Source organism: Pseudomonas sp. IT-P171 (genome assembly GCF_949767765.1).
GTDB lineage: Bacteria > Pseudomonadota > Gammaproteobacteria > Pseudomonadales > Pseudomonadaceae > Aquipseudomonas > Aquipseudomonas fluorescens_B.
Map to the genome: position 1 here is coordinate 271,167 of NZ_CATKQN010000060.1, position 22,685 is coordinate 293,851.

A 22,685-nucleotide genomic window follows, 5' to 3' on the forward strand; every position below is an offset into this window, starting at 1 on the left:
GCGGCATCCATGAAGGGCCGCTTACTATTAAAGCCTATGGTTCTGCGCCCGCCACGATCTGACTGTGAACAGATGTCACTGGGGAACGATCCGGCACCCGCGCCGGACATGATTTGCAGCAACCATCGCTAGCGGTTCAGCGTTAATATCTGCCCGCTCCCGTTCACATTCTTGAGGATGATCCAGGCATGTCCACACCCGACACTTCCCTGCAAGACACCGCCGCGCCTGACGGCGTTTGTTACGGCTGCGGCGGCAGCAATCCACACGGGCTGCACATCAAGAGCTTCTGGCATGAAGACGGCGAGCATGTCATTGCCGAGCATATGCCGGAAGCCAAGTATTGTGGTTGGCCGGATCTGGTTTACGGTGGTTTGATCGCGATGCTGGTTGATTGCCATTCCAACTGGACGGCGATGGCCTATCACTACCGCATGGAAAACCGCGAAGTCGCCAGCCTACCGCGCATCAACTGCGTCACTGGCAACCTGGGCATCAAGTTCATCAAGCCGACGCCGATGGGCGTACCGCTGACCCTGCGTGCGAAAGTGGAAGGCGAAGTGGGACGCAAAACCCGCGTCATCTGCGAGGTCTATGCCGGGGATGTGCTGACAGCGGTCGGGGACTCTATTTTTGTGCGCGTCGATGCCGGGCAACTGGCGGCGGTTGCTCATGGTCGATAGGCAGCAACCTTCTTCAGAAGCCCGAACGATTTACGTTGGGCTGATACGCAAAATGGCAAGGCTCGATAAAATCGGGCCTTGCCATTCACTTTTGTCGGGCCCGCCCCTTACAGGTCGGTGATTTCCTTATGGCGTGGCACCAGCAGTTTCATCACGCTCCAGGCCACCAGATAAGCCACCGCACAGATGGCGAACATGATCATGTAACCGGTGTGAATGTCGTTGATCGATTTGTAATAGTCGAACACCCAGCCGCCGACTTTGGTCATTGCCACGCCGCCCAAGCCGCCCGCCAATCCGCCAATGCCGACCACCGATGCGATGGATTTTTGCGGGAACATGTCGGACACGGTGGTGAAGATGTTGCACGACCACGCCTGATGCGCCGACGCGCCTACGCCGATCAACAGCACCGGCACCCAGAAGCTGATGTATCCGAAGGGCTGCGCCAACAGTACCAGCAGCGGGAAGAAAGCGATCACCAGCATGGCTTTCATACGACCGTCATACGGCGCGTCGCCGCGAGCCATGAAGTAGCTGGGGAACCAGCCGCCGCCGATGCTGCCCACCATGGTCATGCTGTACAACACGGCCAGCGGCCACACGATGGCCTGGCCTTTCATGCCGTATTGCGCTGACAGATACGTCGGAAGCCAGAACAGGAAGAACCACCACACGCCGTCAGTCATGAATTTGCCGAAGGCAAAAGCCCAAGTCTGGCGGTAGGTCAGCAACTTGAACCACGATACTTTCTTCTCGGCGACGTTCGGCGCCGGAGTATCGATCACCTGCGCATCACTGCGGATGTAGGCCAGCTCCTGCGCCGAGAGACGTTTTTGCTTTTCCGGTTTGTCGTACAGCGCAATCCACACGGCCACCCAGACGAAGCCCAGCATGCCGATCACGATGAACGCCGCTTCCCAACCCCACAGGCCGGCAATCAGCGGTACGCAGATCGGTGCCAGGATCGCGCCTACGTTGGCGCCGGAGTTGAAGATACCAGTGGCGAAGGAGCGCTCCTTCTTCGGGAAGTATTCGGCAGTGGCCTTGATCGCGATCGGGAAGTTACCCGCTTCGCCTATCGCCAACACGGCGCGAGAGAGCATGAAACCTGCGATCGACACTGGGATGACAGCCAGTCCGAACGCGCCGCACACCGCTGCGATGCCCTCGCCCATCGGTACTGAAAAGGCATGCATCATGGCGCCGGTCGACCAGATACTGATCGCAATGATGTAGGCCTTCTTGGTCCCGATCTTGTCGACGAACCGACCAGCAAACAACATGGAAATCGCGTACACAAACTGGAAAACGGAAGCGATGTTGGCGTAGTCGCTGTTACTCCAGCCAAATTGCGTCGACAAATCCGGTGCCAGCAGGCTGAGCACCTGGCGGTCCAGGTAGTTGACGGTGGTAGCAAAAAACAGCAGCGCGCAGATCGTCCAGCGGTATTTACCGACAGCCTGGCCGACACGTTGCGCATTGATGGGCTCGTTCAGATTCATCGCATCACTTTATTATTGGATTATGGTGATGATCTCTCGGTTTCAAGCGAGATCACTTCTTACGCGCAGCACGCCGCTCTGCGGCTCGCGTCAGACGAGTAGCACGTGCAAGCAGGGGGTTGGCGGAGCTGCCGCAGACAATGCGCACGGGCAGGCAGTCAGGACCGGACCATAAGAAGCGGGATGCAGGGAGGCGAGAAAGCGGATTGAGTTCATGATGGGACCCGGTTTTTGTTTTTAGGGGTGTAACATCGTATGTCGTCGTACAACTGCGCCTTTTATAGCGAGTCCCCTACCCGGCTGTCAATCTGGAAAATTGCCGTTCGTCTCGCCATTCAGCCCTCGCTGAAGATTCGCTATCGACCAAACACGCGGGGCGAAGCAGTCCGACAGCTTTTAGTCCGGGCGAAATTGCCAGCAGATTTTTAATTTCAGATAGTCGTACGACAACACATGTCGAACGTAAAGATCGCCGATCTCGAAGAACCGGCTCAGAAGAGTGTCATTTGACCAGCCGCGTTTCCTTGGACGGCCTGTAACCGAAATACGAGCTATAGCACTTGCTGAAATGGCTCGGCGACACAAACCCACAGGCCACCAGCACATCCACCTGGGACAGCTCCGTGTGCTGGAGCAGTCGACGCGCCTCGGTAATCCGCAGCTCCATGTAATAACGCTGCGGCGTGGTGCCGAGTTGCTCCTTGAACAAACGCTCGAGTTGTCGACGAGAACGACCTGCATAGACGGCCAGTTGTTCCAGCTCCAGCGGTTCTTCGAGGTTGGCGTCCATCAGCTTCACCACCTCGCGCAAGGGAGCGCTCACACAGACGTTCTCCGTCGGTTTGATGCGCCGGTAGCGGGACTCTTCGAACGCGAGGATGTCCTCAATACCCTCGACCAGCGCCTTGTCGTGCAGGCCCTTGATCCAGTCCAGCGCCATGTGGAAGGCACCTGACGGGCTGGACGCCGTGAGCCGGTCCCGGTCGATGACAAAGGGCTCGCTGGTGACGTGCGTGGCCTTGGCAATTTCCGCGAGCGCGGGGCGATGTTCGGGGTGAATCGCGCAACGATAACCGTCGAGCAACCCGGCGATCCCGAGGAACCATGCGCCATTCCACAATCCCGCCAGGCTCACGCCCTGGTCGGCGGCCGCTCGCAACAGACTGATCAACTCGTCAGTCGCCTTCAGCTCGGTTCGGTAGCCACCGCAAATGACCAGCAGATCGAGGTCGTGAATCACCGAGCAGTCGATGCGCGCATCCGGCCGAATGACCAGCCCCAGATCGCTGACCACTTCCCCGTCGTTCAAGCCGAAGGTGCGGGACGAAAACAGTTTGGGGCGTAGCAGATTCGCGGTGACGATTGTATCCAGCGCCTGGGTAAAAGCAGGCAGCGAGAAATGTTCGAGCAGCAAAAAGCCTGTTCGCGTCATTTGAACAGGCTCGTTGGGGTTGTCGTTCAGATAGCGGAGATTTTTCCCCTTCATGCCTCCGCTAAATTGGCGTCGTTCGATCAATGTTTTTGGCACTCGGTTGCGTGAACGGACAGGAGTCTGGTGCATCAGGATATCGCAAAACGGTCCACGCTCCTCCCATCGGTTCCTCTGGGGACCGCGCCATGATTCGTACCTTCGATTCGCGACTTCTACAGTGACAGCCTGTCGCCGATCAAAAACGAATGGAACCCGGCGCGTCATCGCGTTTTCGAAACGTTATCAGCGCCGATCCTTGATCTGGCAAGGCGCCATTGGAGAGGAAACCCCGATGAACAGTAGAGTGCTGTTTCTGATCGCCAGCCTCAGTCCGGCCCTGGCTTTCGCTGAAGGCTGCGACGTCCTGACCCGCTCCCAAAGCCCTTCCGTGCCCGTGGTCGAAACCCATAGTTGCTATGAGTATGAAGGCATGCCGGTCAATTCCATCGATTGGTCATGCAGTAATGAAAGCAAGGAAATGATGACCAGCACCAAGAAAAAGGTGAAACAGTGCGACGGTCATTATCAGGCCACTTGCATTGCGACCTTGACTCAGGAGTCGCTGGCCAATCCTCACTCCACCAGTAAGGACAAGAACGCCAAGTCGCTCAACATTCCAGACAATGCCCAAGTGACCACGTATTACTACGACGCCGAACACTTGAGCCAGCTGAAGATTGATTGCGAGTCGGGTGGCGGACACTGGAAAGCGAAGTGATTAGCCAGGCTTAATTTGGCAGTCAAACACTTAACCTGCCAATTCGCAGCAGGACCGTTATCAAACACGGGTGACAAGCTCACAAAACATTGTTGCGTCGCGACAATATACAGGCGTCACTTAAGTGACTATAACCCGTTATACTCCAGCCAGCCGACGCCTTACCGGGAACGTTCCCGACTCTTATAACGCGAGAATAATTCACACGTAGCGACGAATGGTATTAAATAATAAAAAAGCCTATAAGAATCATAATGTTAAATTAAACACAACAAACATCAAGACTCTTGCTTAAATTGTAAAAAACTAGAAAAGACCGACCACCCATATAAAAGTTTCAAACTTTTCCCATCAGATAAAAAAATACATTTAACACTTTTAAATACTGTTCTCGGATGCTAATAATTCGGACGATTCCGGGTTCCAGGCAACAAACTTATTGACCTGAAGTGAACATCTACTCACCTCTCACGCCGATGACCCGACCTTAATTAAATTCAAAACGCTAGCTTGCCCAAGTTCCAATAAAACCTGGGCCGCTGTTGTGTTGCGCACTAAAACTGCGCAAGGAAGGCATCATCGCTCGCCATAAGATTAAAATCCTTTCGATCTTCGGAACCCGTCCAGAAGCCATCAAAATGGCGCCGTTAGTCAAAGCCCTCGCCGAAGAACCGGGAATTGATTCGCGGATCTGCGTCACTGGCCAGCATCAAAGCATGCTGAAACAGGTGTTGGATCTGTTCGACCTCAAGGCTGATTACACCCTTGATGTGATGACGCAACACCAGACGCTCAACTCGCTGACTGCGGCGTTATACGCAGCAATTGACCCGGTGCTGGAAATGACCCGCCCGGACCGGGTGCTGGTGCATGGCGATACCACCTCGGCCATGGTCGCCGCGATGGCAGCGTTTCATCGACGCATTCCGGTCGGACACGTGGAGGCCGGGCTGCGAACCGGGGATATCTACAGCCCGTGGCCGGAAGAAATGAACCGTCGCTGCATCGACCTGGGTGCGGACATGCTGTTCGCGCCGACCCATGAGTCGCGCCAGAACCTGCTCGATGAACGCCTGCAGGGCCGCACCTTCGTGACCGGCAATACGGTGATCGATGCGTTGCAGATGACCGCACGGCGCATCGAGCAGGACGCTGACTTGCGGGCCAGTCTGGACCAGCAATTCTCGTTTCTGCAAAGCGGCCGCAAGGTGCTGCTGGTCACCGGGCATCGTCGGGAAAACTTCGGCGAAGGCTTCCTGCATATCTGCAAGGCCCTGAGTCATCTGGCCCGGCGCGCGGATATCCAGATCGTCTATCCGGTGCATTTGAACCCCAATGTCATCGGCCCGGTCACCGAGCAACTGGGCGATCTGCCCAATGTGCACCTGATCAAGCCGCTGGATTACCTGACCTTCGTGCGCCTGATGCAACGTGCCCATGTGATCCTCACTGATTCCGGTGGCGTGCAGGAAGAAGCGCCGTCACTGGGCAAGCCGGTGCTGGTCATGCGTGATGTAACGGAACGTCCGGAAGCGGTCGCAGCGGGCACTGTGCGCTTGGTTGGCACCGCACCGGACTCGATTATCGCCGGTGTCAACGCGCTGTTTGATGACGAACTGCTGTGGCGTCGCTGCGCCCAGGCGGCCAACCCTTATGGCGATGGAAAGGCCAGCGCGCGCATCGTCGACGCCCTGATGGGTCGCGCGGTCGATGACTTCGTCGTGGTACGCGCGCTGCCCAGGTTCCTGCAACACCCGACAGCGGCTGCCGTGCGCGAGGAACCCGGGAAAAATCTCTCGGCCTCCACCTCTCTATAAACCAAAACCGTTCCTCCCCCTATCTGCTCGAGATCTGCCTGAATGAAGTCTTCCGTTGCCATCCATACGGGTGCGCTCAGCGCCCTTGCCTGTGGCGTAAGCCTGCTCGCGCTCATGCCGACCTTTGCCTTGGCCGCGGACAGCCCGCTCACCCAGGCGATCAACCGGCTCAACGCCGACACTCGCCAGGAGCGTGAGGTGCGCTTGAGCGATCTGGGGATCGACGCGCCGATCATTCTCGGCTCCACCGATGCCCGTCGCGAGCTCTATCTGCCGGTGCCGGCGGGTGTGCCGCTGACGGAGGCCACCCTGAATTTCGACGCCAGCTATCTCAATGGTGAAGGCGGCCGCAATACGCTGCTGCTCTCACTGGACGGTTATCCGGTGCGCGCCGAAGGGCTCAGCGAACCCCAGGGTGACGCCAGCGCCACGCTGGGCGTGGACAAGAAAGCGCGGGACAGCGGCTCGCTGCGTCTGGGCATTGCCTGGTCGTCCATCGTGTCCCGCGTGTTGTGCGAAGACGAACGCGCCATCGGCAACGTGCTGCGTATCGAACCGGACACGCGCCTCACCTACAGCTACGACGCCAGCCTGTTGCAGGACGTCGGCGCCGCGTGGACGGCACTGCCGGGCAAACCGGGAATCATGGTCGCGTCGGGCACCTTGTCCGCCGAAAGCTACGATGCGGCGTGGCGCCTCGGGGTAGCGCTGGAACGGATCGGCAAACACAGCAGCATCCTGCCCTTCCCTGCCATTCAAGACAGTATTGACCTGGGCAGCCTGCACATTCCGGCTGAGCTGCTGAGCATTCCAGCATTCGCCAGCCTCAACGGCAAAGGCCCGCACGCGCTGGCGGACGCTGCACAAATCGGCGCCCTCCTGATGTTGGGCCAGACGCCGAACGTCCAGGCGGACCTGGCCATCAACGACCCGCAACTGCTCAAGGCCGTCAATGCATCTCTGGACGCGCTGCACAGCCAGATTCAAGGTCTCGACGCCACAGCCGCCAACGCGCTGGTACAGTGGCGTGAACGGCATATCAATGCAGGCCTGGCCGCCACCGGTACTGACAACGTGCGCCTGGCACTACTCGGCACACGTCCGGTGCTGATGATCGCGCCGCAAGCCACCGGCAAGGCCCTGGCCTTGTTCAGTTCGGCCTGGAACACCTTGGCGCGCAGCCGCCAATTGACGGTCAGCGAAGCGCAGTTGCCATTGAGCGCCGACGGCCGCGTGGCCTTGTCCCGCCTGGGCGGTAATCCTGGTGCCATCGACGTGCTGGCCAAATCCGACTGGAGTACTTCGTTTCCTCTCGGCAGCGTGGCCTATGACGGCCGCTTGCCAGTCAAGGCAGTGATCGATGTGTCTGCCGCGCCCGGTGCCTCAGACACTGCACCGGTAGCCTCGCTGTTTCTCAATGATTATCTGATTGGCGCGCAACAGCTCGTGGCCAACGGTGAAATGCAGCGCATCGAAGCGCGTATCCCGCGTTATGCGGTGGGTGCAACGAACGTCTTGCGCGTGTCGTTCCAGCGCCAGCCCGTGAGTGATCGCTGCCTGGAAACGCCACAAGCCTTCCCGGTCTCGGTGCTGCCGACCAGCCACATCGTGCTGGACAAGACGGCCCTGGGTGATGACTTCTCCGGCATGGCCGCGCGCTTTGCCATGGACACACAAATCCTCGTCCCCCAGACCTACCTCGACCACCCGGCAAGCAGCTTGCCGCAAGTGATTTCGGTGGCTGACGGCGCCGGGGTTTCCCCGCTGCGGGCACAACTGAAAGTCAGTGCCGATCCAAAGATTTCGGTCACACCGGATAAAGCCTTCCTCGCCTTCGAGCTGCCGATCAAGGACAGCAAGGAATCGGTACAAGCGGATGAGCAGGGTCGCCTGCGCATCAATCACAAGGATCAGGTGTTGCTGGACGTGCATCCCCTGAACCACCTGGCCTCGTTGCAAGTAGTGAATGCCGGCGGACAGCACGGTCTGGTCTATCGACCGCTGGGCACTGACGCGCCACGCTTCGCCAAACAGATTCTGCTGACCCGCGGCGACGTGGCGATCCTCGGTGACAACGGTGCATTGAACACCTTCGACACCCAGGACCCGAGCGGCAGCCAATTGATCGACAACAATGAACCCAAGGGCCTCGACGCCTGGCGCACGCCGTCGCTGTTGTGGCTGATCCCGGGTGGCATCCTGTTGGTTCTCATCCTGTTGCTGGCTGGCCGAAACGCCCGTCGCAATCGCCAGTAACGGAACCCTTCGATGACGTCGCTTTATTGGCCCTACTGGCTGGCCCACTACTACAGCTTCCTGGAAATCTCGACCATCGTGGTCGCGGTGCTGATCCTGATCTCCAGCCTGGACGATCTGTTCATTGACCTGTGGTACTGGTCTCGTCGCCTGTTCCGCAAGTTCACCGTGGACCGAAAATACCGGCCGCTGACCGCCGAGCAATTGATGGCGCGGGATGAACAGCCGCTGGCAATCATGGTCCCGGCCTGGTTGGAATACGACGTCATCGCGCCGATGATCGAGAACATGGTGTCGACCCTGGATTACCAGAACTATGTGGTTTTCGTCGGCACCTACATCAACGACCAGCGCACCATCGATGAAGTGGAACGCATGCGTCGGCGCTACAAGCAACTGCATCGAGTGGAAGTCCCGCATGCCGGGCCGACCTGCAAGGCCGACTGTCTGAACTGGGTGATCCAGGCGATATTCCTGCACGAGAAAACCCACGGCATGACTTTCGCTGGCGTGGTTCTGCACGACAGCGAAGACGTGCTGCACCCAATGGAATTGCGCCTGTTCAACTACTTGCTGCCGCGCAAGGACATGATCCAGTTACCCGTGGTGTCACTGGAGCGCAACTGGTACGAATGGGTGGCCGGCACCTACATGGACGAATTCGCCGAATGGCACGGCAAGGATCTGGTGGTGCGTGAAAGCATGACCGATACCGTACCGTCCGCCGGGGTCGGCACCTGTTTCTCCCATCGCGCCCTGCGAGTACTGGCCGGGGAAACCCAGAACCAGCCATTCAACACCGACAGTCTCACCGAGGACTACGACGTCGGCGCGCGCCTGGCCAAGGTTGGCATGAACGCGATCTTCGTGCGTTTCCCGGTGCAGTTTCGCGTGCTGCGCAAATCCTGGTTTCGCAAGCCTTACGAATCGACCCTGAAGATGCCGTTGTGCGTGCGCGAATTCTTTCCCGATACCTTTCGCACCGCGTTCCGCCAGAAGGCTCGCTGGACGCTGGGCATCGGTCTGCAAGGCTGGGAACAAATGGGCTGGAACGGTTCGCTGGCCAACCGCTATTTGCTGTTCCGTGACCGCAAAGGCGTGGTGACCGCGTTCGTCAGCATCATCGCCTACGTGATTCTGGTGCAACTGCTGGGCTTGATCATCCTGCGCCAGAGCGGTCTGTGGGACGTGAGTTTCCCGACGCCATTCGAGACCAACGGTTTCATCAAATACCTGCTGCTGGCCAACGGTATCGCGCTGGCCTGGCGTATCGCCCACCGCTGCTATTTCACCACCGTGCTGTACGGCTGGCAGCATGGCTTGCTGTCGATCCCGCGCATGGTCGTGGGCAACTTCGTCAACTTCATGGCCGCATCAAGGGCCTGGCGCATGTTCATCGTCGGCAAAGTGCTGAACCGCAAGCTGGTGTGGGACAAGACCATGCACGACTTCCCGTCCACCGACCTGGTCGCGGCCGCACCGCGCAAGCTGGGCAGCGTGTTGCTGTCCTGGCAGGCGATCAACGAAACCGACCTGCAAAGTGCCCTCATCGAACAGAAAACCCGGCACATGCCATTGGGGCGGATTTTGCTCAGCAACGGTTGGCTGGATGACGAAACACTGGCGGAGGCCATTGCCTTCCAGAACGACCTGCCGCGGGTATTCGATGTGGCTGCCAAGGCGCAGTTGTCGACCCTGACCCTGGACGATGAATTCGCTTTGCGCTGGCGCGTCGTGCCGCTTGGCTTGAATGCCGACGGCCGCGCACAAGTTGCCGTGGCCAGCCCGTTGCCAACCGCCGGCCTGCAACAAGTCAGCGAGGTCTTGGGTAGCGAACCGGTGCAACTGATTGCCCGGGAAAGCGAAATCGTTGCGCAGTTGCGTCAATTGAGCGTGCGCGATGGCCAAGCCGTACCGGATGCCCGCGCGCCACTGCTGGGTGACCTGCTGATCGAAATGGGCCTGCTGAATCGCGACGAGTTCAACCGCGCCATGTTGCAGTACCGCCCGCAGCGTCACGGACGCATCGGCGACTATCTGGTCGACAGCGGCGTGCTGCCCCGCTCCACCATCGAAAAGGCCGTGGCCCGTCAGCACAGCCACTACCCTGCGGAGCTTCCGGCATGAACCGCCCCTTGCTGACCCTCATGGCCACGGGGCTGAGCCTGCTGCCTGCGTTTGTGCACGGCGAAACATTGCCGCTGCCGTTGACCGGTCCGGCCTATGTCACCGCCAACGAGGCGTACAGTGCCTACGAGCGCAAAGACTATGACCTGGCCATCGCCAAGGCCCGCGAAGCATTGCGTCAGCGCGCCGACATCACGCGCTTGAATACGCTGATTGCGTTGGCTGAGCGCGACAAGGAATTGCGTGACCATCCCAAGCGCTATCCGCAGTCCCGTCAGGCCCCTGGCTTCGGGGCCGCGGCAAAGGCCTTCAAGGCCTATGATCGCGATGACTTCGGCGCGGCGGCTCAAGCTTCACGTATTGCAATCGCTCAGGCACCCAAACGCATGGATTATCGGCTGCTGCTGATCGAGTCGTTGCAGCGCCAACAGAATTTGCAGGAAGCGGATCAGGCGACGTCTCAGGCGCTGGCCGTGTTCCCGGACGACGATACGTTGCTGATGCGCCGCGAAGCGATTCGTCGGCAACTGGCCGCGCCACTGGCGGTTGCGGGCTATCGCGCCCTCGAGCAAGGCCATGTGCCGCTGGCCGTGGACCAGGCCAGAAAAGCCGTGGCCTGGGCGCCGGAAATCGGCGCCCATCAGCAACTGCTGATCAGTGCCCTGCTCGCCGCCAGCGACTACCGCGGCGCCGAGCTTGCCGCATCAGGCGCATTGGCCCAGGACGACGGGGAAATTGCACCGTGGATTTTGCGCAGCTACGCCCTTGATCGACAGGGCAAAACGCAGGCGGCCCAGGCAGATCTGAATCATGCGCTGGCTATCGATGGCCTGCTGGCAACAGAAACCCGTGACATTCGTTTCTTCGCCGCCGACACCGCACTGGCCCATGGCGAGCCGCAACAAGCGCTCGATCATCTGCAGCCACTGGCCGACGATGAAAGCGGCGAAGTGGCCCGCCGACGCACCGCCGCTCGCATGGCGCTACGACAGAAAGACAACGGCTCGAATGCAGTGACCCGCTTTCCGGCACCGGCGTTGAACTGTCAGGAAACCGCGTTCGGCCTGGTCTGCGATATCTGGCCTGGCAATCAGCGCGACGGCGGCACCGAGATGGCCGGTCAGGCCTACGCGGCGCTGGCCCGCAAAGACCCGGCAACAGCGGGTGCACTGGCGACTGAAGCCATTCGCCGGGCGCCGCAGAATCCAGCTTACCGACGTCTGCTGGTCAGCGCCTTGGGCGAGCAGAAACGTGTACCCGAAGCCATCGCGGCGGCCAGCGAAGGTCTGAAAATCACCGGCGATGACGCTCGGCTGCTGGCCCAACGCGGTCGCCTGCGTCAACAGTCGGGTGACGATTCCGGTGCACGCCAGGACTTTACTCAGGCCTTGGCAATGGGCAGTTTGCCCGCTTACGAAGAGGCCAGCCTGTATGCCGCCATCGGCCAGCGCCGGACCGCGCGCGAACGATTGCAACAAGCGCGCGACACCGGCGAACTGGAGTCGATGAGCGATTTGCAGATCGCTTATCTGTCGGTCCAGGCCGGCGATGATGACGGTGCCCACGCGTCATTTCGTCAATCCGATGCAGTCACTCCACTCACGCCGACAGCCACTCAGGACGCGGCCTATAACGCCATCCGGGTCAATGACGACGCGCAAGCCGTGGCCTACTTCAAACGCGTCATCGATGCGCAAGCGTCCGGTGACCTGGACATGCCTGCGCAACAGCTGTTCGACACCCGCCGCACGGTGGGCGATGTCTCGCGCAGAGTCGGCTTGACCAGCACCACCAGCTATCGCGGCAACAATTCCAGCAGTGGCCTGAGTTCGGCGCCCGGCAGCGGCAGTAGCAGCAATGACAGCCTGCAAAACAGCACCGAACTGTCCTGGCGTGCCTTGGGGTATCGCAACGCTCGCTTTGTCGAACTCTACGGCCGCATCACTGACACGCTGTGGAGCAAGAACGGCGATTCGGATACCGGTTTCGATGCGCTGCAAGGCGCCGTCGGAATCCGGGTCAAACCGTTCACGTCGCTGAACGTGATGGCCGCCTTCGAGCGCACATTTCCCTTGGGATCGTCAGACGTCGACGGTGACTGGCTGGTGCGCCTGGGTTATGGCTCAAGCGTCGGCACCGATCTGCGGGTTGATGCTTCCAGTTGGTGGACCTCGCAGTTCTTCGCTGAAGCCGGTCATTACATCAACGACTCGCGGGACTACTTCAACAGCGAATGGCAGGTCGGTCGCAGCTACGCCATTGGCGGCGCGGGCTCGCGCTGGGTCACCTTCCCCCATGTGGTGGCCGCTTTCGACTACGACTCGAAAATGAACAGCAGGACCGATGCCGATGGCCGCACCGAATCATCGTCCGGCAAGGCCGGGGGCGTGGGTGTCGGCAATAACGTCCGCTACTGGTTCCGCGAGGACGCGTACAACGCGCCCCGTTCCTACGTGGATTTTTCCTTGCAGTACCGCGTGAAGGTGCTGGGCGATAACCGCGCTCAAGGCGTATTCGGTCGCCTGACTTATTCCTATTGAGGACTTGTATGAACGTTCGAATCTGTTTGTGGCTGGGCCTTGCCCTCCTCCCGTCGTGGGCCCAGGCCGCCCCCGACATTGCCCGGTTGTACGCACCCGCATTGCCCGAGGGTTCGGCGTGGCTGCGGGTGGTCAATCCATCCGACACGGCCATGCAGGTTCAGGTAGGCCAAGGCATGAGCGTCGCACTTTCCGCCCAGAGTGCGGTGGCCAGTCCCTTTCAGGTCGTCGACTCGCGACAGCCGTTGCAAGTCACCGTCAATGGTCGCGTGATCCAGGGCTTGAGCGCACCAAAAAGTGCGTGGGTCACGCTGATTCTCGACAGCGACCCGGCACGTGCACCTCGCCTGGTGATCGACCCGCCCTTGCGCGGTAAAGACCTGCGCGCCGAACTCAACGTGTACAACCTGGGCAGCGGTTGCGAAAAGGCCAACGTCCAATTGGCCAATGGCGCCACGGTGTTCAGCCAGGTGCCGTTCAACGGTCAGGCCCAGCGCACGATCAACCCGGTGCAGGCGACGCTGGTTGCCAGCTGCAACGAGCACAGAAGCCTGCCGTTGAAGCTGGAACCGTTCAAGGCCGGCGATCGTTACAGCCTGTACATCATCGACTCCGGCCAGGCGCCACGATTGATTGGCCTTGTGGACCAGACCGCGCCATGACCTCTCCTTTTAAACACGTTCGCTTGACCCCGCGCCTGGCGGTTTCCACCCTGATTGCGGGTCTGTTGCTGAGCCTCTCGAGCACCGCCGTCCAAGCGGCTTCGGCAGTGATCACGGGCGACGGCGGGTGGCTGTTCCCGGCCTGGGAAAGCCTGAGCAAGGTCGACAATACCGGCACTGCCCGCAATGTTGTGCTGATCAAAGAATTGCAGCAGCAACTCGAACGCGAACACATCGGGCTGATCGTGCTGGTTGTGCCGATGAAAGCGCCGTTCTATGCCCAGCGCCTGCCCGTCGATCAGCCGATCAGCGCGGCAGTGATGCAGCGTTACGAACACCTGCAAAGTGACCTGACTCGCGTCGGACTGAGTACGCTGAACATCAAGCCCATCCTGCAAAGGACCGAGCAAGGCGAACAAACGGCGTTTTACCGCGCCGACTATCACTGGACCGCCTGGAGCGCCGAAAACACCGCCGACGCCACCGCGCAACTGATTACCGGGCGCTACCGGCTGCAAGGCGAGCCCGGTGGTGGCGCGGCGCTGGGTCCTTGGTTCGACCGCCGCGCGTTCGGCGATCTGGCGAGCAATTTTCTGCCGGCGATCAAACGCAAGGCGATTGGCCGCGACCTCTACACCGTTCGCCATCAGGCAGAAAACGACTTGCTGATCGATGATGCGCCAGCACCGGTGCAAGTCATCGGCAACAGCTTTGTCCAGCCTTACCTCGGTTTTACCCAGAAGCTCTCCAATGCGCTGGACCGCCCCGTCGCGCTGACCTGGAACCCCGGTGATGTCGGCCCATGGGCTACGCTGCTGCAATACCTGGAGTCGGCGGATTTTGCCCAACACAAGCCGCAAGTGATCGTCTGGCAATTCAATGAGGGGCAGTTTCATCTTGGCCCGGATGCGACTGCCAACTGGAGCGCCAAGGGCGTCACCTCGCTGAGCCAATGGCATCAACGCATCAACAAGGCACTGCCGTGAATATTTTTGGCTATACCGCCCGCCGCGCCAGCGTGGCGGCGCTGTTGTTTGCCGTCACCCTCAGCGCAGGAACCAGCATGCTCTACATGACAAACAAGCCCCTGAACCCGGGGATTGTCGGCATCGTCTGGCAGCCGGACAACAGAACGGTCGGCATCAACGGTCACTGGGAAAAACTCGGTGCTCGTGAACTGCTGGTGCAATGGACCGTCGTTGACGACCAGGCCTTCATCCCCGGCACCGGCCTGCCCGGTGTGCCGGTGCTGCCCGACTGGGTGCGCATCGCCAAGGCGCCCTGGGCGCAGGATGTGATCCTCGGGCTGGCGGGTTACTTCAGCGAAAATCGCTCGCGGGACAACATCGAGCAACTGGCTAAAGTCTCGGAACGCATCGCCAAACTGCCTACACCGCTTCACGTCACCGGCTGGTATTTTCCTGCCGAAGTCGACCCCAGCTGGACCCGTGCCAAAGAGTTGCCCGCCCTGCTTGCCAAACTGCCGCGACCGTTGTGGATCAGCGTTTACGACGGCGCCAATATCGGCCCCGTCGCCACGGCCGAATGGCTCAAACAGTGGCTGCCGAATGACATTGGCGTGTTTTTCCAGGATGGCGTCGGTGTCTACGCCCGCACCGCGCCGGTCGCCCGAACCTATGCCGACGCCTTGCGCCAGCGTCTGGGCAAAGACCGTGTGCGGATAATCGTCGAAGCCTTCCGCCCCAATTTCGGTGGCGGATTCCGCTCCGCCACCGCCGCCGAGCTCAAACCGCAGTTGGCCGCCTATGACGGCTATCCGCTCTACCTGTTCGACGGACCACACTACGTGACGCCTGAATTGGTGGAGCAACTCGGGCGATAACGAAGAACGTGCACAAGTGGTCACTCCCAGCGTCAATCCACCACGAACAACCTGGCACCCAGGGGGCTGGAAGATCGATGCCCCTCTGCATTGCTACCCACCTGATAGCTCATCCCGGCGGTGAGTGTGAACAGGCGACCATCCTCCAGTTCCGTGTGCAACTCGCCTTCCAGGCACAACAGGATATGACCCCTCCAGCACCAGTGATCGGCCAGATAGCCGGGACTGTATTCGACCATCCGCACGCGCGTCGAACCAAACTGGCACGTTCGCCAAGAGGCGGTACCGGTTTGTCCAGCATGCTGGACTGGTTCGACCGTCGACCAATCAGTCGTACCAAAGGGAACAGCCGTGAGATCCATGGTTGCCTCATCAATGAAGAATGTCTGTGGACCGTAGCCATCCAGAGAGACTTGCGATAGACACAGATGCCTCGCATTTATGAGATACAGGCCTCCACTCAGGCATGAAGGTCTGGGGCGATCACTCTCGCATACACCGCTCGGTCAACATTCCCGCCAGACAGAATCACTCCGACCCTTTTGCCTTCCATGGTTTCACGCTCCTGAATAAGCGCCGCCAGGGCTGCCGCGCCTGCCCCTTCAGCGAGGTTGTGGGTATCGGTGTAATACACGCGCATGGCCTCGGCAATCTGGCCCTCGCTGACGGATACGATCCGCGCCGCCGCTGCCCCGTAGATAGCGAAGGCCTCGGGAACCGGCTTGCGTACGGCGAGGCCATCGGCAAAGGTATTCGCCGAGGCGGTTTCGCAGATTGCTCCCGCTTCGAACGATAGCTTGGCGCCTGCCGCCTCTGTGGAAACCACCCCCACCACTTGGGTTTTCAAGCCCAGTGCGTCGCGGGCGGCGATCACTCCACAAATCCCAGAGCCACAGCCAATCGGTACATAGACGGTGTCCAGGTCCGGCGCAGCCTTGAACAGTTCCAGCGCATAGGTGGCCACGCCTTTGACCAGCTCGGTGTGGAATGGCGGCACGAGGTACAGGTCATGCACTTTTGCCAGGCGTGCAGCCTCTTCACGGGCCTCATCGAAGTCGCGGCCATACTCGACCACTTCACCGCCGAAGCCGCGCATGGCATTGTTCTTTTCCAGCGAATTGCCTTCCGGCACTACGATCAGCGCCCGCAAGCCCAGCGCGCTTGCGGCCAGCGCCAGGCTCTGGCCATGGTTGCCTCGGGTAGCGGAAACAATGCCCTTCACGTCCGGGTGCGCACGTTTGAGCCAGTGCATGAAGGTAATGCCGCCGCGCACCTTGAAAGCACCCGTAGGGGTGTGGTTTTCATGCTTGACCCACACCGTGCAACCCACACGCTCCGCCAGCAAGGGCCAAGCGTACTGGGCGGTGGCGGGCATGACCTGGTACACATGGCGAGCCGCTTGTTCGATATCGTCGCGAGTCAGTCTGTTCATGAAGCAGCCTCCTGAGGTTTTGCCCAGTCTAGGCACCGCTGCACTGCGCTGGCTTTCAAAAAACTGACCTGACTTTTATGCCCGCTCTTCTCTACTATGGCGCTTATGAACCGTCGAAACCGCCTGCAGCCATCGCTCGTTCCTGAACCGGTCCGCCGTGCCGAGGCAGGGCCTTGGGCGATCGAACTGTTACCCGGTTGCGCCTACTCAGCCCGATATGTAGCGACCCACGCGGCGATCGGTTTTGCCTTCGACAGCCAGCGAGGCCTGCACGCGATCGGCAGCGACCGGGTGCACCCTTTCCTGGCCACGCCCAATAGCCTGGCGTTCGTCCCGGTCGGTTGCGACGTGCTGTCCGAATCATCCCAAGGCGGTGAGTACCTGCGGGTCATACATACCGAGGGTATGGAATGGATAGGTGATCATGCCTTCAACAATCGCATTGATCCGCAGGCCATTACCCTCGCGTTGCGAATGCGCAGCGCGCTGTTGCGTGCCTCGGTGGATGACGATTGGGAGGCCTGGGCACTTGCCCTGGCTCAACGGGCGAAGGGGCACGACGTGTCGTCGATACCGTTCCAGGGGTCTATCACCCACAGCCGAATGCGCCTGCTCGATGAATTTATCGACGCGGGCCTCGAGGGTCCGCTCAGTGTGCAGGCGATGGCAGGATTGCTTGAACTGTCCGAAGGCTATTTCATGCGCGCATTCAAAAACGCGACGGGCAAAAGCCCGCATAGCTACCTGATCGACCGACGCCTCGCCAAGGCCCGTGCCCGGCTGCGCGATTCAACAGCCAGCCTGCCGGAGATCGCCCTCTCCTGCGGTTTCAACTCCCAGGCGCACATGGCGACCGCCTTCAAGCAACGCCTTGGCGTGAGTCCGGCGCAGTTGCGTAAAGGTTGAAGGGGCGTTCGTGGTCAGGCCATCGGATGGCAGGCATTTGTAATGCACCGCGTAGCTCGGCAGAATCCCGTCCCGATCCGGCCAAAAGTGGCGGGCGCTCGTAATGAAAAGAGGCTGCAGTTGAACGAACAGACATTGTCCATGCGCCTGGAGCACGTGGCGGCGCATGTGCCAGCAGGTGCGCGCCTGGCCGATATCGGCTCGGATCACGGCTACCTGCCGGTGGCGTTGATGCGCCGTGGCGCCATCACCGCGGCGGTGGCCGGCGAAGTGGCAGAGACGCCGTTCCGCTCTGCCGAACGCACCGTGCGCGAGAACGACCTGGACCAGTGGATCACCGTGCGCCGGGCCGATGGCCTGGCAGCGATCGAGCCGAGAGACGGGATCACGGCGATCAGTATCTGCGGCATGGGCGGCGAGACGATCCGCGACATCCTCGACAATGGCAAAACGCGTCTGAACGGCCAGGAGCGCCTGATCCTGCAGCCCAACGGCGGCGAGCAGCCACTGCGCCAATGGCTGATGGAAAATGGCTACCAAATCCTCGTCGAGGAGGTGCTGCGGGAAAACCGCTTCGACTACGAAATCATCGTCGCAGAGCGCACCGGGCCGGTGACGTACACCGCCGAAGAGTTGTATTTCGGCCCGCTGCAGATGCAGGCACGCAGCCCGGCGTTCCTGGACAAGTGGCAGCGCCTGCTGCGCCAGAAGCAAAAGACCCTGGCCCAGTTCACCCGGGCGCGACAGGCCGTGCCCATGGAGAAGGCGCAGGACATTGCCCGGCAGGCCCGGTGGATCAGCGAACTGCTGGCTTGAGCCCGCATGCCAGCCTGAGTCATTTGCCACCCATTAGCCGAATAGCATCCGTGAACAACGTGGTGGGTTTACACCGCCAGCTCTCAACCGCAGCCAACCGTCTAAACTGATGAGTACACGACTGCAGACACTGCGAGTCGTCTGTTGCAGGAAAACGCCATGACCGGAAAAACAGCACGTCAATGCTCGTCATGGGCCCTGCACTCCCTGCTTGCCATCAATCTGGTGATGATGGCGGGATGCTCGGGAAAAAACTCCACAGTTCGGTATTCGGCTTCAAGCATAGGCTCAAGCTGCTATGCCAAGGCATTGCCCACTTCCGGTGAGGGCGGCCTCGCTTGGGGGGATACCCTGGACATGGCGCGCCAGAAATCCATGAACAACTGCATTCGCTATGCCGGCCGCTCCGGTGGCACGCCGGATACCTGCCAGGTGGTGTTGGCCGAGTGCAGAAATTAGGCGCGTAGGGTAGCAAGAGCATTCTTCTCTCCCCCGCTTATCTGGTCAAAAAACAAAATTGCCATGTGTTTCCTTCGTTCTTCCCTACGTCGCAGTTCTTCACTGCCCATTCTGTTCGTCTGGAGTTTCTCAATGCCCTCGCCCAATTCCTTGCCCGCTGCGCTGCTGGGCCTGGCCTTTGTCTGTCCGGCCATGGCCGATGCCCAAGGCCTGGAACTTGGACAAGTGCTGATCAGGGCTGAGGACCAGAGCGGCGAAGACGCGTCGGTCGAAGACGCCGAGGCCCGACTTGCCGAAGTGCCTGGCGGCACCAATGTCGTCGACCTGCGCCGCCCCTTGCAGGGCCGCGTGGCCAGCAACCAGGATGTGTTGGCTTATCAGCCGGGAGTCTATGCCCAGTCTGCGGGCAACGAAGGGGTAAAAATCTCGATCCGCGGGTCGGGGATCAACCGTGCACCTGGCGCCCATGCCTCGGGGTTGTACACCCTGCTCGACGGTCTGCCTCTGACCGGCCCGGGTGGCACGCCCTATGAACTGCTGGAACCGCTGTGGCTCGACCACGTGGAGGTGCTGCGCGGCGCCAACGGTTTCGACCGGGGCGCCCTGGCCTTGGGCGGGGCGATCGATTACGTCAGCCACACCGGCTACAACGCACCGCTGTTACAGGTGCGTTATGCGATGGGCAGCCATGGTTATCAGCAGCGCCAGGTCAGCTCCGGGCAGGTACTGGGCGATTTCGACTACTACGTGGCCACGACCGATGCACGCTCCGACGGCTACCAGGACCACACGACCAGCGAGAGCCAGGGCGTCATCGCCAACTTTGGTTATCGCTTCAACCCGAACCTGGAAACGCGTTTCTATCTGCGCTATCGCCAGACCGACAACGAGCTCGCCGGGCGGGTGACCAAGCACTCCATCGAGCACGACTCACGAGCAGCCAACCCCGCTTACGTGTCGCGCGATGACAGCCGTGAACAACCGGGCAGTACCTTCATCGGCAACAAGACCACTTACTATATCGATGACGATTCGAGCGTTCAGGCCGGTCTTGTCTACCACGACTATCCCATGGACTTGCGTGAAGGCCCCAACCGTCTGAAGGTCGCGTACACGGACGTCAGCGGCACGTTCGACTACAAGCGTCGCGACACACTCTGGGGCCTGGAAAGCCATAGCATGCTGGGACTTCGCGTGACCAAGCACCTGCCCAACGCGGGAGCCAGCGAATCGGTGCGCATCCCCACCGGCAACACCGCCCGCTACACGCCAGGCACACCCATTCGCAACTTCACCTATCAGGGCTCGGACACCGTCCTGCACATGGGCAACGACCTGGAGATTGCCGACGACCTGTGGCTGACGACCGGTCTCGCCGCTATCTACACGCGCCGTGAAAGTGCCGTGACCTACCCGCAAGGGGGCGGCAAGACAAGCCTGAACGACTGGGACTACGCTCCTCGTTTAGGCCTGCGCTACCAACTGACACCTGACGTGCAAGTGTTCGGAAATCTCAGCCGCTCGGTCGAAGCGCCACACCCGTGGTCGCTGATCTATAGCTCCAACATTCGATTCCCGGCAGGCAGCGGCGTTGCCACAGGCGCTCAGCGCGATCCGATCAAGCTGCAAAACCAGACCGCAACCACCCTGGAAATCGGCGGCCGCGGCGACAGCGCGATGGGGCAATGGAGCCTGGCCTGGTACTTCGCCCAAGTGCGTCACGAATTGCTCTCGGTATTGCCGGATGCCAGCGCCACCACGCCTTACGAACTCAACGCCAGCCCCACCGTTCACCAGGGTGTGGAAGCCAGCCTGCAGAGCAACCTGTGGTCGCGGGACGATGGCGGCCAACTGAGCCTGCGCCAGAGCTATACCTTCAGCGACTTCCACTACCGCGACGACGACCGCTTCGGCGACAACCGTCTGCCGGGCCTGCCGATGCACTACTACCAGGGCGAACTGCGCTACGACTGGCCGCAAGGCTTTTTCGCAGCGTTCAACACGCAGTGGGTGTCCAAAGTTGCGGTGGATTACGCCAACAGCTATTACGCCGATCCTTATGCCCTGTTCGGCGCCACCCTCGGTTACAACACACCCAAGGGCGACTGGCAGACCTGGCTGGACGTGCGCAACCTGACCGACAAGCACTACGCCGCCACCGTCACCCCGGGCTATGACGACAAAGGACTGGACGCAGCACGATCCACGCCGGGTGAAGGTTTGGGGGTGTATGTCGGGGTATCGTGGAGTTTGCTCTGAACGGGTTGAGGCAAACGAATCTGACCATTGAGTCGATCAGTCCATCGGGATTGCCGTTACCGGATGATGCTCCAAACGATCACCCCAAAGTTCAGGAATTGCTCGAGCTGATGCAATGGTCTGAAGGACAGGTCTGGTGTCATCCGAGTGTCCGCCCCAAGGAAAAACACTCGCGGTCATGCAAGTCAGCGGCGGCTCCCCGGTAGTGGACGTCATGGAGGAACGGGGGAAGTTCACTCTGTTGGCCCGACGTATTAATCAGCGGTCGACTTGAACCTCAGGCACCTGCCTTTTGAAATACAAAACGCCCGATGTGATGCATCGGGCGTTGGGGTGAAACAGGTGCAGTAGTTGGCAGCAGCTGCTATCAGTTCTGCGCTTTGCTCATTTTGGTGAACAGTTCGGTCGGTACTTTCTTGCCGTTGGAGGTGAACTGGTTGGTGCGGAATTTGTAGACCTCGCCTTCGGAGAGGAAACCGTCGTTGTTGGTGTCCATCGCCTTGAACTCTTCAGCGCCTTGCGGGGCGACGGCAAGCAACTCTTTCAAAGAAACGCGGCCGTCGTGGTCGGTGTCAGTACGAGCGAAAGAAGCGTCGCCGCATTTGCCTTCACCGCACTTGCCTTCACCCGTCTTGGTGACCTTGGCGCCGGTTTCGCTGGCGCCGCACTTGCCTTCGCCACACTTGCCTTCGCTGGTCTTTTCCGCCGCGGCGAGTTGATAGCCTTGAGGCAGTGCGTCAGCGGCGAAGGCGGACGAAGCGAGGTTCATGCTGCCAACCAGCGCGACAGCAATCAGGCCAATACGGGATTTGTTCGAGATATGGGACATGGTTATTTCTCCGGATACTGTACGCGGTAAGACCGCTTAGGGTCATGCCACTGGGGCGATAAGCCGTGGTGCGAGAGGCATTTGCTTTCTCGCTAAGGCCAGGCTATTTGACTGCAACCGTGTATCCCGGATGTATCCGGATCGAGGGGCATTTGTACACCAGCATCTGTACAGCGGGTCCGGATACACAGCGATACACAGGCCCCCGCTCTTTTTATCCTTGCGACTGGAAGTCCCCGAATAAACGCCTCGACCTGGCGCGTAGCGCACGGGCATTCAGCCTGTGCCTCCATTGTCTACGGGACCGCTAGCAGGATTTAACATGTCAATGAATCGATCGCGCCGGACCGTTTACTCGGGAA

General features: G+C 60.2%; 18 protein-coding genes and 1 pseudogene. 14 read left to right on the plus strand and 5 right to left on the minus strand.

Annotated elements, in window-relative coordinates; all coding sequences use genetic code 11:
• Positions 1 to 188: 188 nt before the first annotated feature.
• Complete coding sequence (locus ACM6I5_RS30325) at positions 189 to 683, plus strand: PaaI family thioesterase (RefSeq protein WP_414885286.1); 495 nt, start codon at positions 189 to 191, stop codon at positions 681 to 683.
• A 107-nt stretch (positions 684 to 790) separates the two neighbouring features.
• On the opposite strand, the gene ACM6I5_RS30330 is transcribed toward ACM6I5_RS30325, so the two are convergent.
• Complete coding sequence (locus ACM6I5_RS30330) at positions 791 to 2,188, minus strand: MFS transporter (protein WP_017339527.1); 1,398 nt, start codon at positions 2,186 to 2,188, stop codon at positions 791 to 793.
• A 502-nt stretch (positions 2,189 to 2,690) separates the two neighbouring features.
• On the minus strand, positions 2,691 to 3,704 hold the full coding sequence (locus ACM6I5_RS30335) for a GlxA family transcriptional regulator (RefSeq protein WP_033037628.1): 1,014 nt from the start codon (positions 3,702 to 3,704) through the stop codon (positions 2,691 to 2,693).
• Positions 3,705 to 3,951: 247 nt separating this feature from the next.
• Between ACM6I5_RS30335 and ACM6I5_RS30340 the strand changes: the two genes are divergently transcribed.
• From ACM6I5_RS30340 to ACM6I5_RS30375, 8 genes are all read left to right on the plus strand, one after another.
• Positions 3,952 to 4,377, plus strand: coding sequence for a hypothetical protein (locus tag ACM6I5_RS30340; protein ID WP_414885287.1), 426 nt, complete (start codon positions 3,952 to 3,954; stop codon positions 4,375 to 4,377).
• Between the two features lie 638 nt (positions 4,378 to 5,015).
• Positions 5,016 to 6,194 carry a non-hydrolyzing UDP-N-acetylglucosamine 2-epimerase gene (gene wecB / locus ACM6I5_RS30345; RefSeq protein ID WP_017339530.1) on the plus strand — a complete coding sequence of 393 codons (1,179 nt, stop codon included), beginning with the start codon at positions 5,016 to 5,018 and terminating at the stop codon, positions 6,192 to 6,194.
• A 42-nt stretch (positions 6,195 to 6,236) separates the two neighbouring features.
• On the plus strand, positions 6,237 to 8,450 hold the full coding sequence (locus tag ACM6I5_RS30350; protein ID WP_414885288.1) for a hypothetical protein: 2,214 nt from the start codon (positions 6,237 to 6,239) through the stop codon (positions 8,448 to 8,450).
• 12 nt (positions 8,451 to 8,462) lie between these two features.
• Positions 8,463 to 10,577 (plus strand): glycosyl transferase family protein, encoded by a 2,115-nt coding sequence (locus tag ACM6I5_RS30355; RefSeq protein WP_017339531.1) that lies wholly within the window; start codon positions 8,463 to 8,465, stop codon positions 10,575 to 10,577.
• Positions 10,574 to 13,117, plus strand: coding sequence for an NfrA family protein (locus tag ACM6I5_RS30360; protein ID WP_414885289.1), 2,544 nt, complete (start codon positions 10,574 to 10,576; stop codon positions 13,115 to 13,117). Before ACM6I5_RS30355 ends, ACM6I5_RS30360 begins: the two co-directional genes overlap by 4 nt.
• 8 nt (positions 13,118 to 13,125) lie before the next feature.
• Positions 13,126 to 13,779: an alginate O-acetyltransferase AlgF gene (locus tag ACM6I5_RS30365; RefSeq protein ID WP_414885290.1), complete on the plus strand. Its 654-nt coding sequence runs from the start codon at positions 13,126 to 13,128 to the stop codon at positions 13,777 to 13,779.
• Positions 13,776 to 14,765: an alginate O-acetyltransferase AlgX-related protein gene (locus ACM6I5_RS30370; protein ID WP_414885291.1), complete on the plus strand. Its 990-nt coding sequence runs from the start codon at positions 13,776 to 13,778 to the stop codon at positions 14,763 to 14,765. The genes ACM6I5_RS30365 and ACM6I5_RS30370 overlap by 4 nt, the downstream gene beginning before the upstream one ends.
• 77 nt (positions 14,766 to 14,842) lie before the next feature.
• Positions 14,843 to 15,622: a hypothetical protein gene (locus tag ACM6I5_RS30375; RefSeq protein WP_414878478.1), complete on the plus strand. Its 780-nt coding sequence runs from the start codon at positions 14,843 to 14,845 to the stop codon at positions 15,620 to 15,622.
• Positions 15,623 to 15,654: 32 nt separating this feature from the next.
• Here the strand turns inward: ACM6I5_RS30375 and ACM6I5_RS30380 are convergent, their stop codons facing one another.
• A complete protein-coding gene (locus ACM6I5_RS30380; RefSeq protein ID WP_414885292.1) occupies positions 15,655 to 15,984 on the minus strand; it encodes a DHCW motif cupin fold protein in 330 nt (109 codons plus the stop codon).
• A gap of 98 nt (positions 15,985 to 16,082) precedes the next feature.
• Positions 16,083 to 17,054 carry a threonine dehydratase gene (locus tag ACM6I5_RS30385; RefSeq protein WP_414878417.1) on the minus strand — a complete coding sequence of 324 codons (972 nt, stop codon included), beginning with the start codon at positions 17,052 to 17,054 and terminating at the stop codon, positions 16,083 to 16,085.
• A gap of 96 nt (positions 17,055 to 17,150) precedes the next feature.
• Between ACM6I5_RS30385 and ACM6I5_RS30390 the strand changes: the two genes are divergently transcribed.
• The 5 genes and pseudogenes from ACM6I5_RS30390 to ACM6I5_RS30410 all read left to right on the plus strand — a co-directional run.
• Positions 17,151 to 17,960 carry a helix-turn-helix transcriptional regulator gene (locus tag ACM6I5_RS30390; protein WP_414878416.1) on the plus strand — a complete coding sequence of 270 codons (810 nt, stop codon included), beginning with the start codon at positions 17,151 to 17,153 and terminating at the stop codon, positions 17,958 to 17,960.
• A 120-nt stretch (positions 17,961 to 18,080) separates the two neighbouring features.
• Entirely contained in the window at positions 18,081 to 18,776 is a 696-nt protein-coding gene (locus ACM6I5_RS30395; protein WP_414885293.1) for a tRNA (adenine(22)-N(1))-methyltransferase, read from the plus strand.
• Positions 18,777 to 18,935: 159 nt separating this feature from the next.
• Positions 18,936 to 19,235 carry a hypothetical protein gene (locus ACM6I5_RS30400; RefSeq protein ID WP_414885294.1) on the plus strand — a complete coding sequence of 100 codons (300 nt, stop codon included), beginning with the start codon at positions 18,936 to 18,938 and terminating at the stop codon, positions 19,233 to 19,235.
• A 132-nt stretch (positions 19,236 to 19,367) separates the two neighbouring features.
• On the plus strand, positions 19,368 to 21,494 hold the full coding sequence (locus ACM6I5_RS30405) for a TonB-dependent receptor family protein (protein WP_414885295.1): 2,127 nt from the start codon (positions 19,368 to 19,370) through the stop codon (positions 21,492 to 21,494).
• 41 nt (positions 21,495 to 21,535) lie between these two features.
• Positions 21,536 to 21,634, plus strand: a pseudogene (locus tag ACM6I5_RS30410) (arsenical resistance protein ArsH); the annotation flags it as partial.
• Positions 21,635 to 21,861: 227 nt separating this feature from the next.
• Here ACM6I5_RS30410 and ACM6I5_RS30415 read toward each other — a convergent pair.
• Positions 21,862 to 22,323, minus strand: coding sequence for a hypothetical protein (locus ACM6I5_RS30415; RefSeq protein ID WP_017339543.1), 462 nt, complete (start codon positions 22,321 to 22,323; stop codon positions 21,862 to 21,864).
• Positions 22,324 to 22,685: the final 362 nt, after the last annotated feature.

Excerpts from the sequence above, each read along its gene's own strand:
- ACM6I5_RS30325 (WP_414885286.1), top strand. The coding sequence starts at position 189 with ATGTCCACACCCGACACTTCCCTGCAAGACACCGCCGCGCCTGACGGC.
- ACM6I5_RS30330 (WP_017339527.1), bottom strand. The coding sequence starts at position 2,188 with ATGAATCTGAACGAGCCCATCAATGCGCAACGTGTCGGCCAGGCTGTC.
- ACM6I5_RS30340 (WP_414885287.1), top strand. The coding sequence starts at position 3,952 with ATGAACAGTAGAGTGCTGTTTCTGATCGCCAGCCTCAGTCCGGCCCTG.
- wecB (WP_017339530.1), top strand. The coding sequence starts at position 5,016 with ATGGCGCCGTTAGTCAAAGCCCTCGCCGAAGAACCGGGAATTGATTCG.
- ACM6I5_RS30350 (WP_414885288.1), top strand. The coding sequence starts at position 6,237 with ATGAAGTCTTCCGTTGCCATCCATACGGGTGCGCTCAGCGCCCTTGCC.
- ACM6I5_RS30355 (WP_017339531.1), top strand. The coding sequence starts at position 8,463 with ATGACGTCGCTTTATTGGCCCTACTGGCTGGCCCACTACTACAGCTTC.
- ACM6I5_RS30360 (WP_414885289.1), top strand. The coding sequence starts at position 10,574 with ATGAACCGCCCCTTGCTGACCCTCATGGCCACGGGGCTGAGCCTGCTG.
- ACM6I5_RS30365 (WP_414885290.1), top strand. The coding sequence starts at position 13,126 with ATGAACGTTCGAATCTGTTTGTGGCTGGGCCTTGCCCTCCTCCCGTCG.
- ACM6I5_RS30370 (WP_414885291.1), top strand. The coding sequence starts at position 13,776 with ATGACCTCTCCTTTTAAACACGTTCGCTTGACCCCGCGCCTGGCGGTT.
- ACM6I5_RS30375 (WP_414878478.1), top strand. The coding sequence starts at position 14,843 with ATGCTCTACATGACAAACAAGCCCCTGAACCCGGGGATTGTCGGCATC.
- ACM6I5_RS30380 (WP_414885292.1), bottom strand. The coding sequence starts at position 15,984 with ATGGATCTCACGGCTGTTCCCTTTGGTACGACTGATTGGTCGACGGTC.
- ACM6I5_RS30385 (WP_414878417.1), bottom strand. The coding sequence starts at position 17,054 with ATGAACAGACTGACTCGCGACGATATCGAACAAGCGGCTCGCCATGTG.
- ACM6I5_RS30390 (WP_414878416.1), top strand. The coding sequence starts at position 17,151 with ATGGCGCTTATGAACCGTCGAAACCGCCTGCAGCCATCGCTCGTTCCT.
- ACM6I5_RS30400 (WP_414885294.1), top strand. The coding sequence starts at position 18,936 with ATGACCGGAAAAACAGCACGTCAATGCTCGTCATGGGCCCTGCACTCC.
- ACM6I5_RS30405 (WP_414885295.1), top strand. The coding sequence starts at position 19,368 with ATGCCCTCGCCCAATTCCTTGCCCGCTGCGCTGCTGGGCCTGGCCTTT.
- ACM6I5_RS30415 (WP_017339543.1), bottom strand. The coding sequence starts at position 22,323 with ATGTCCCATATCTCGAACAAATCCCGTATTGGCCTGATTGCTGTCGCG.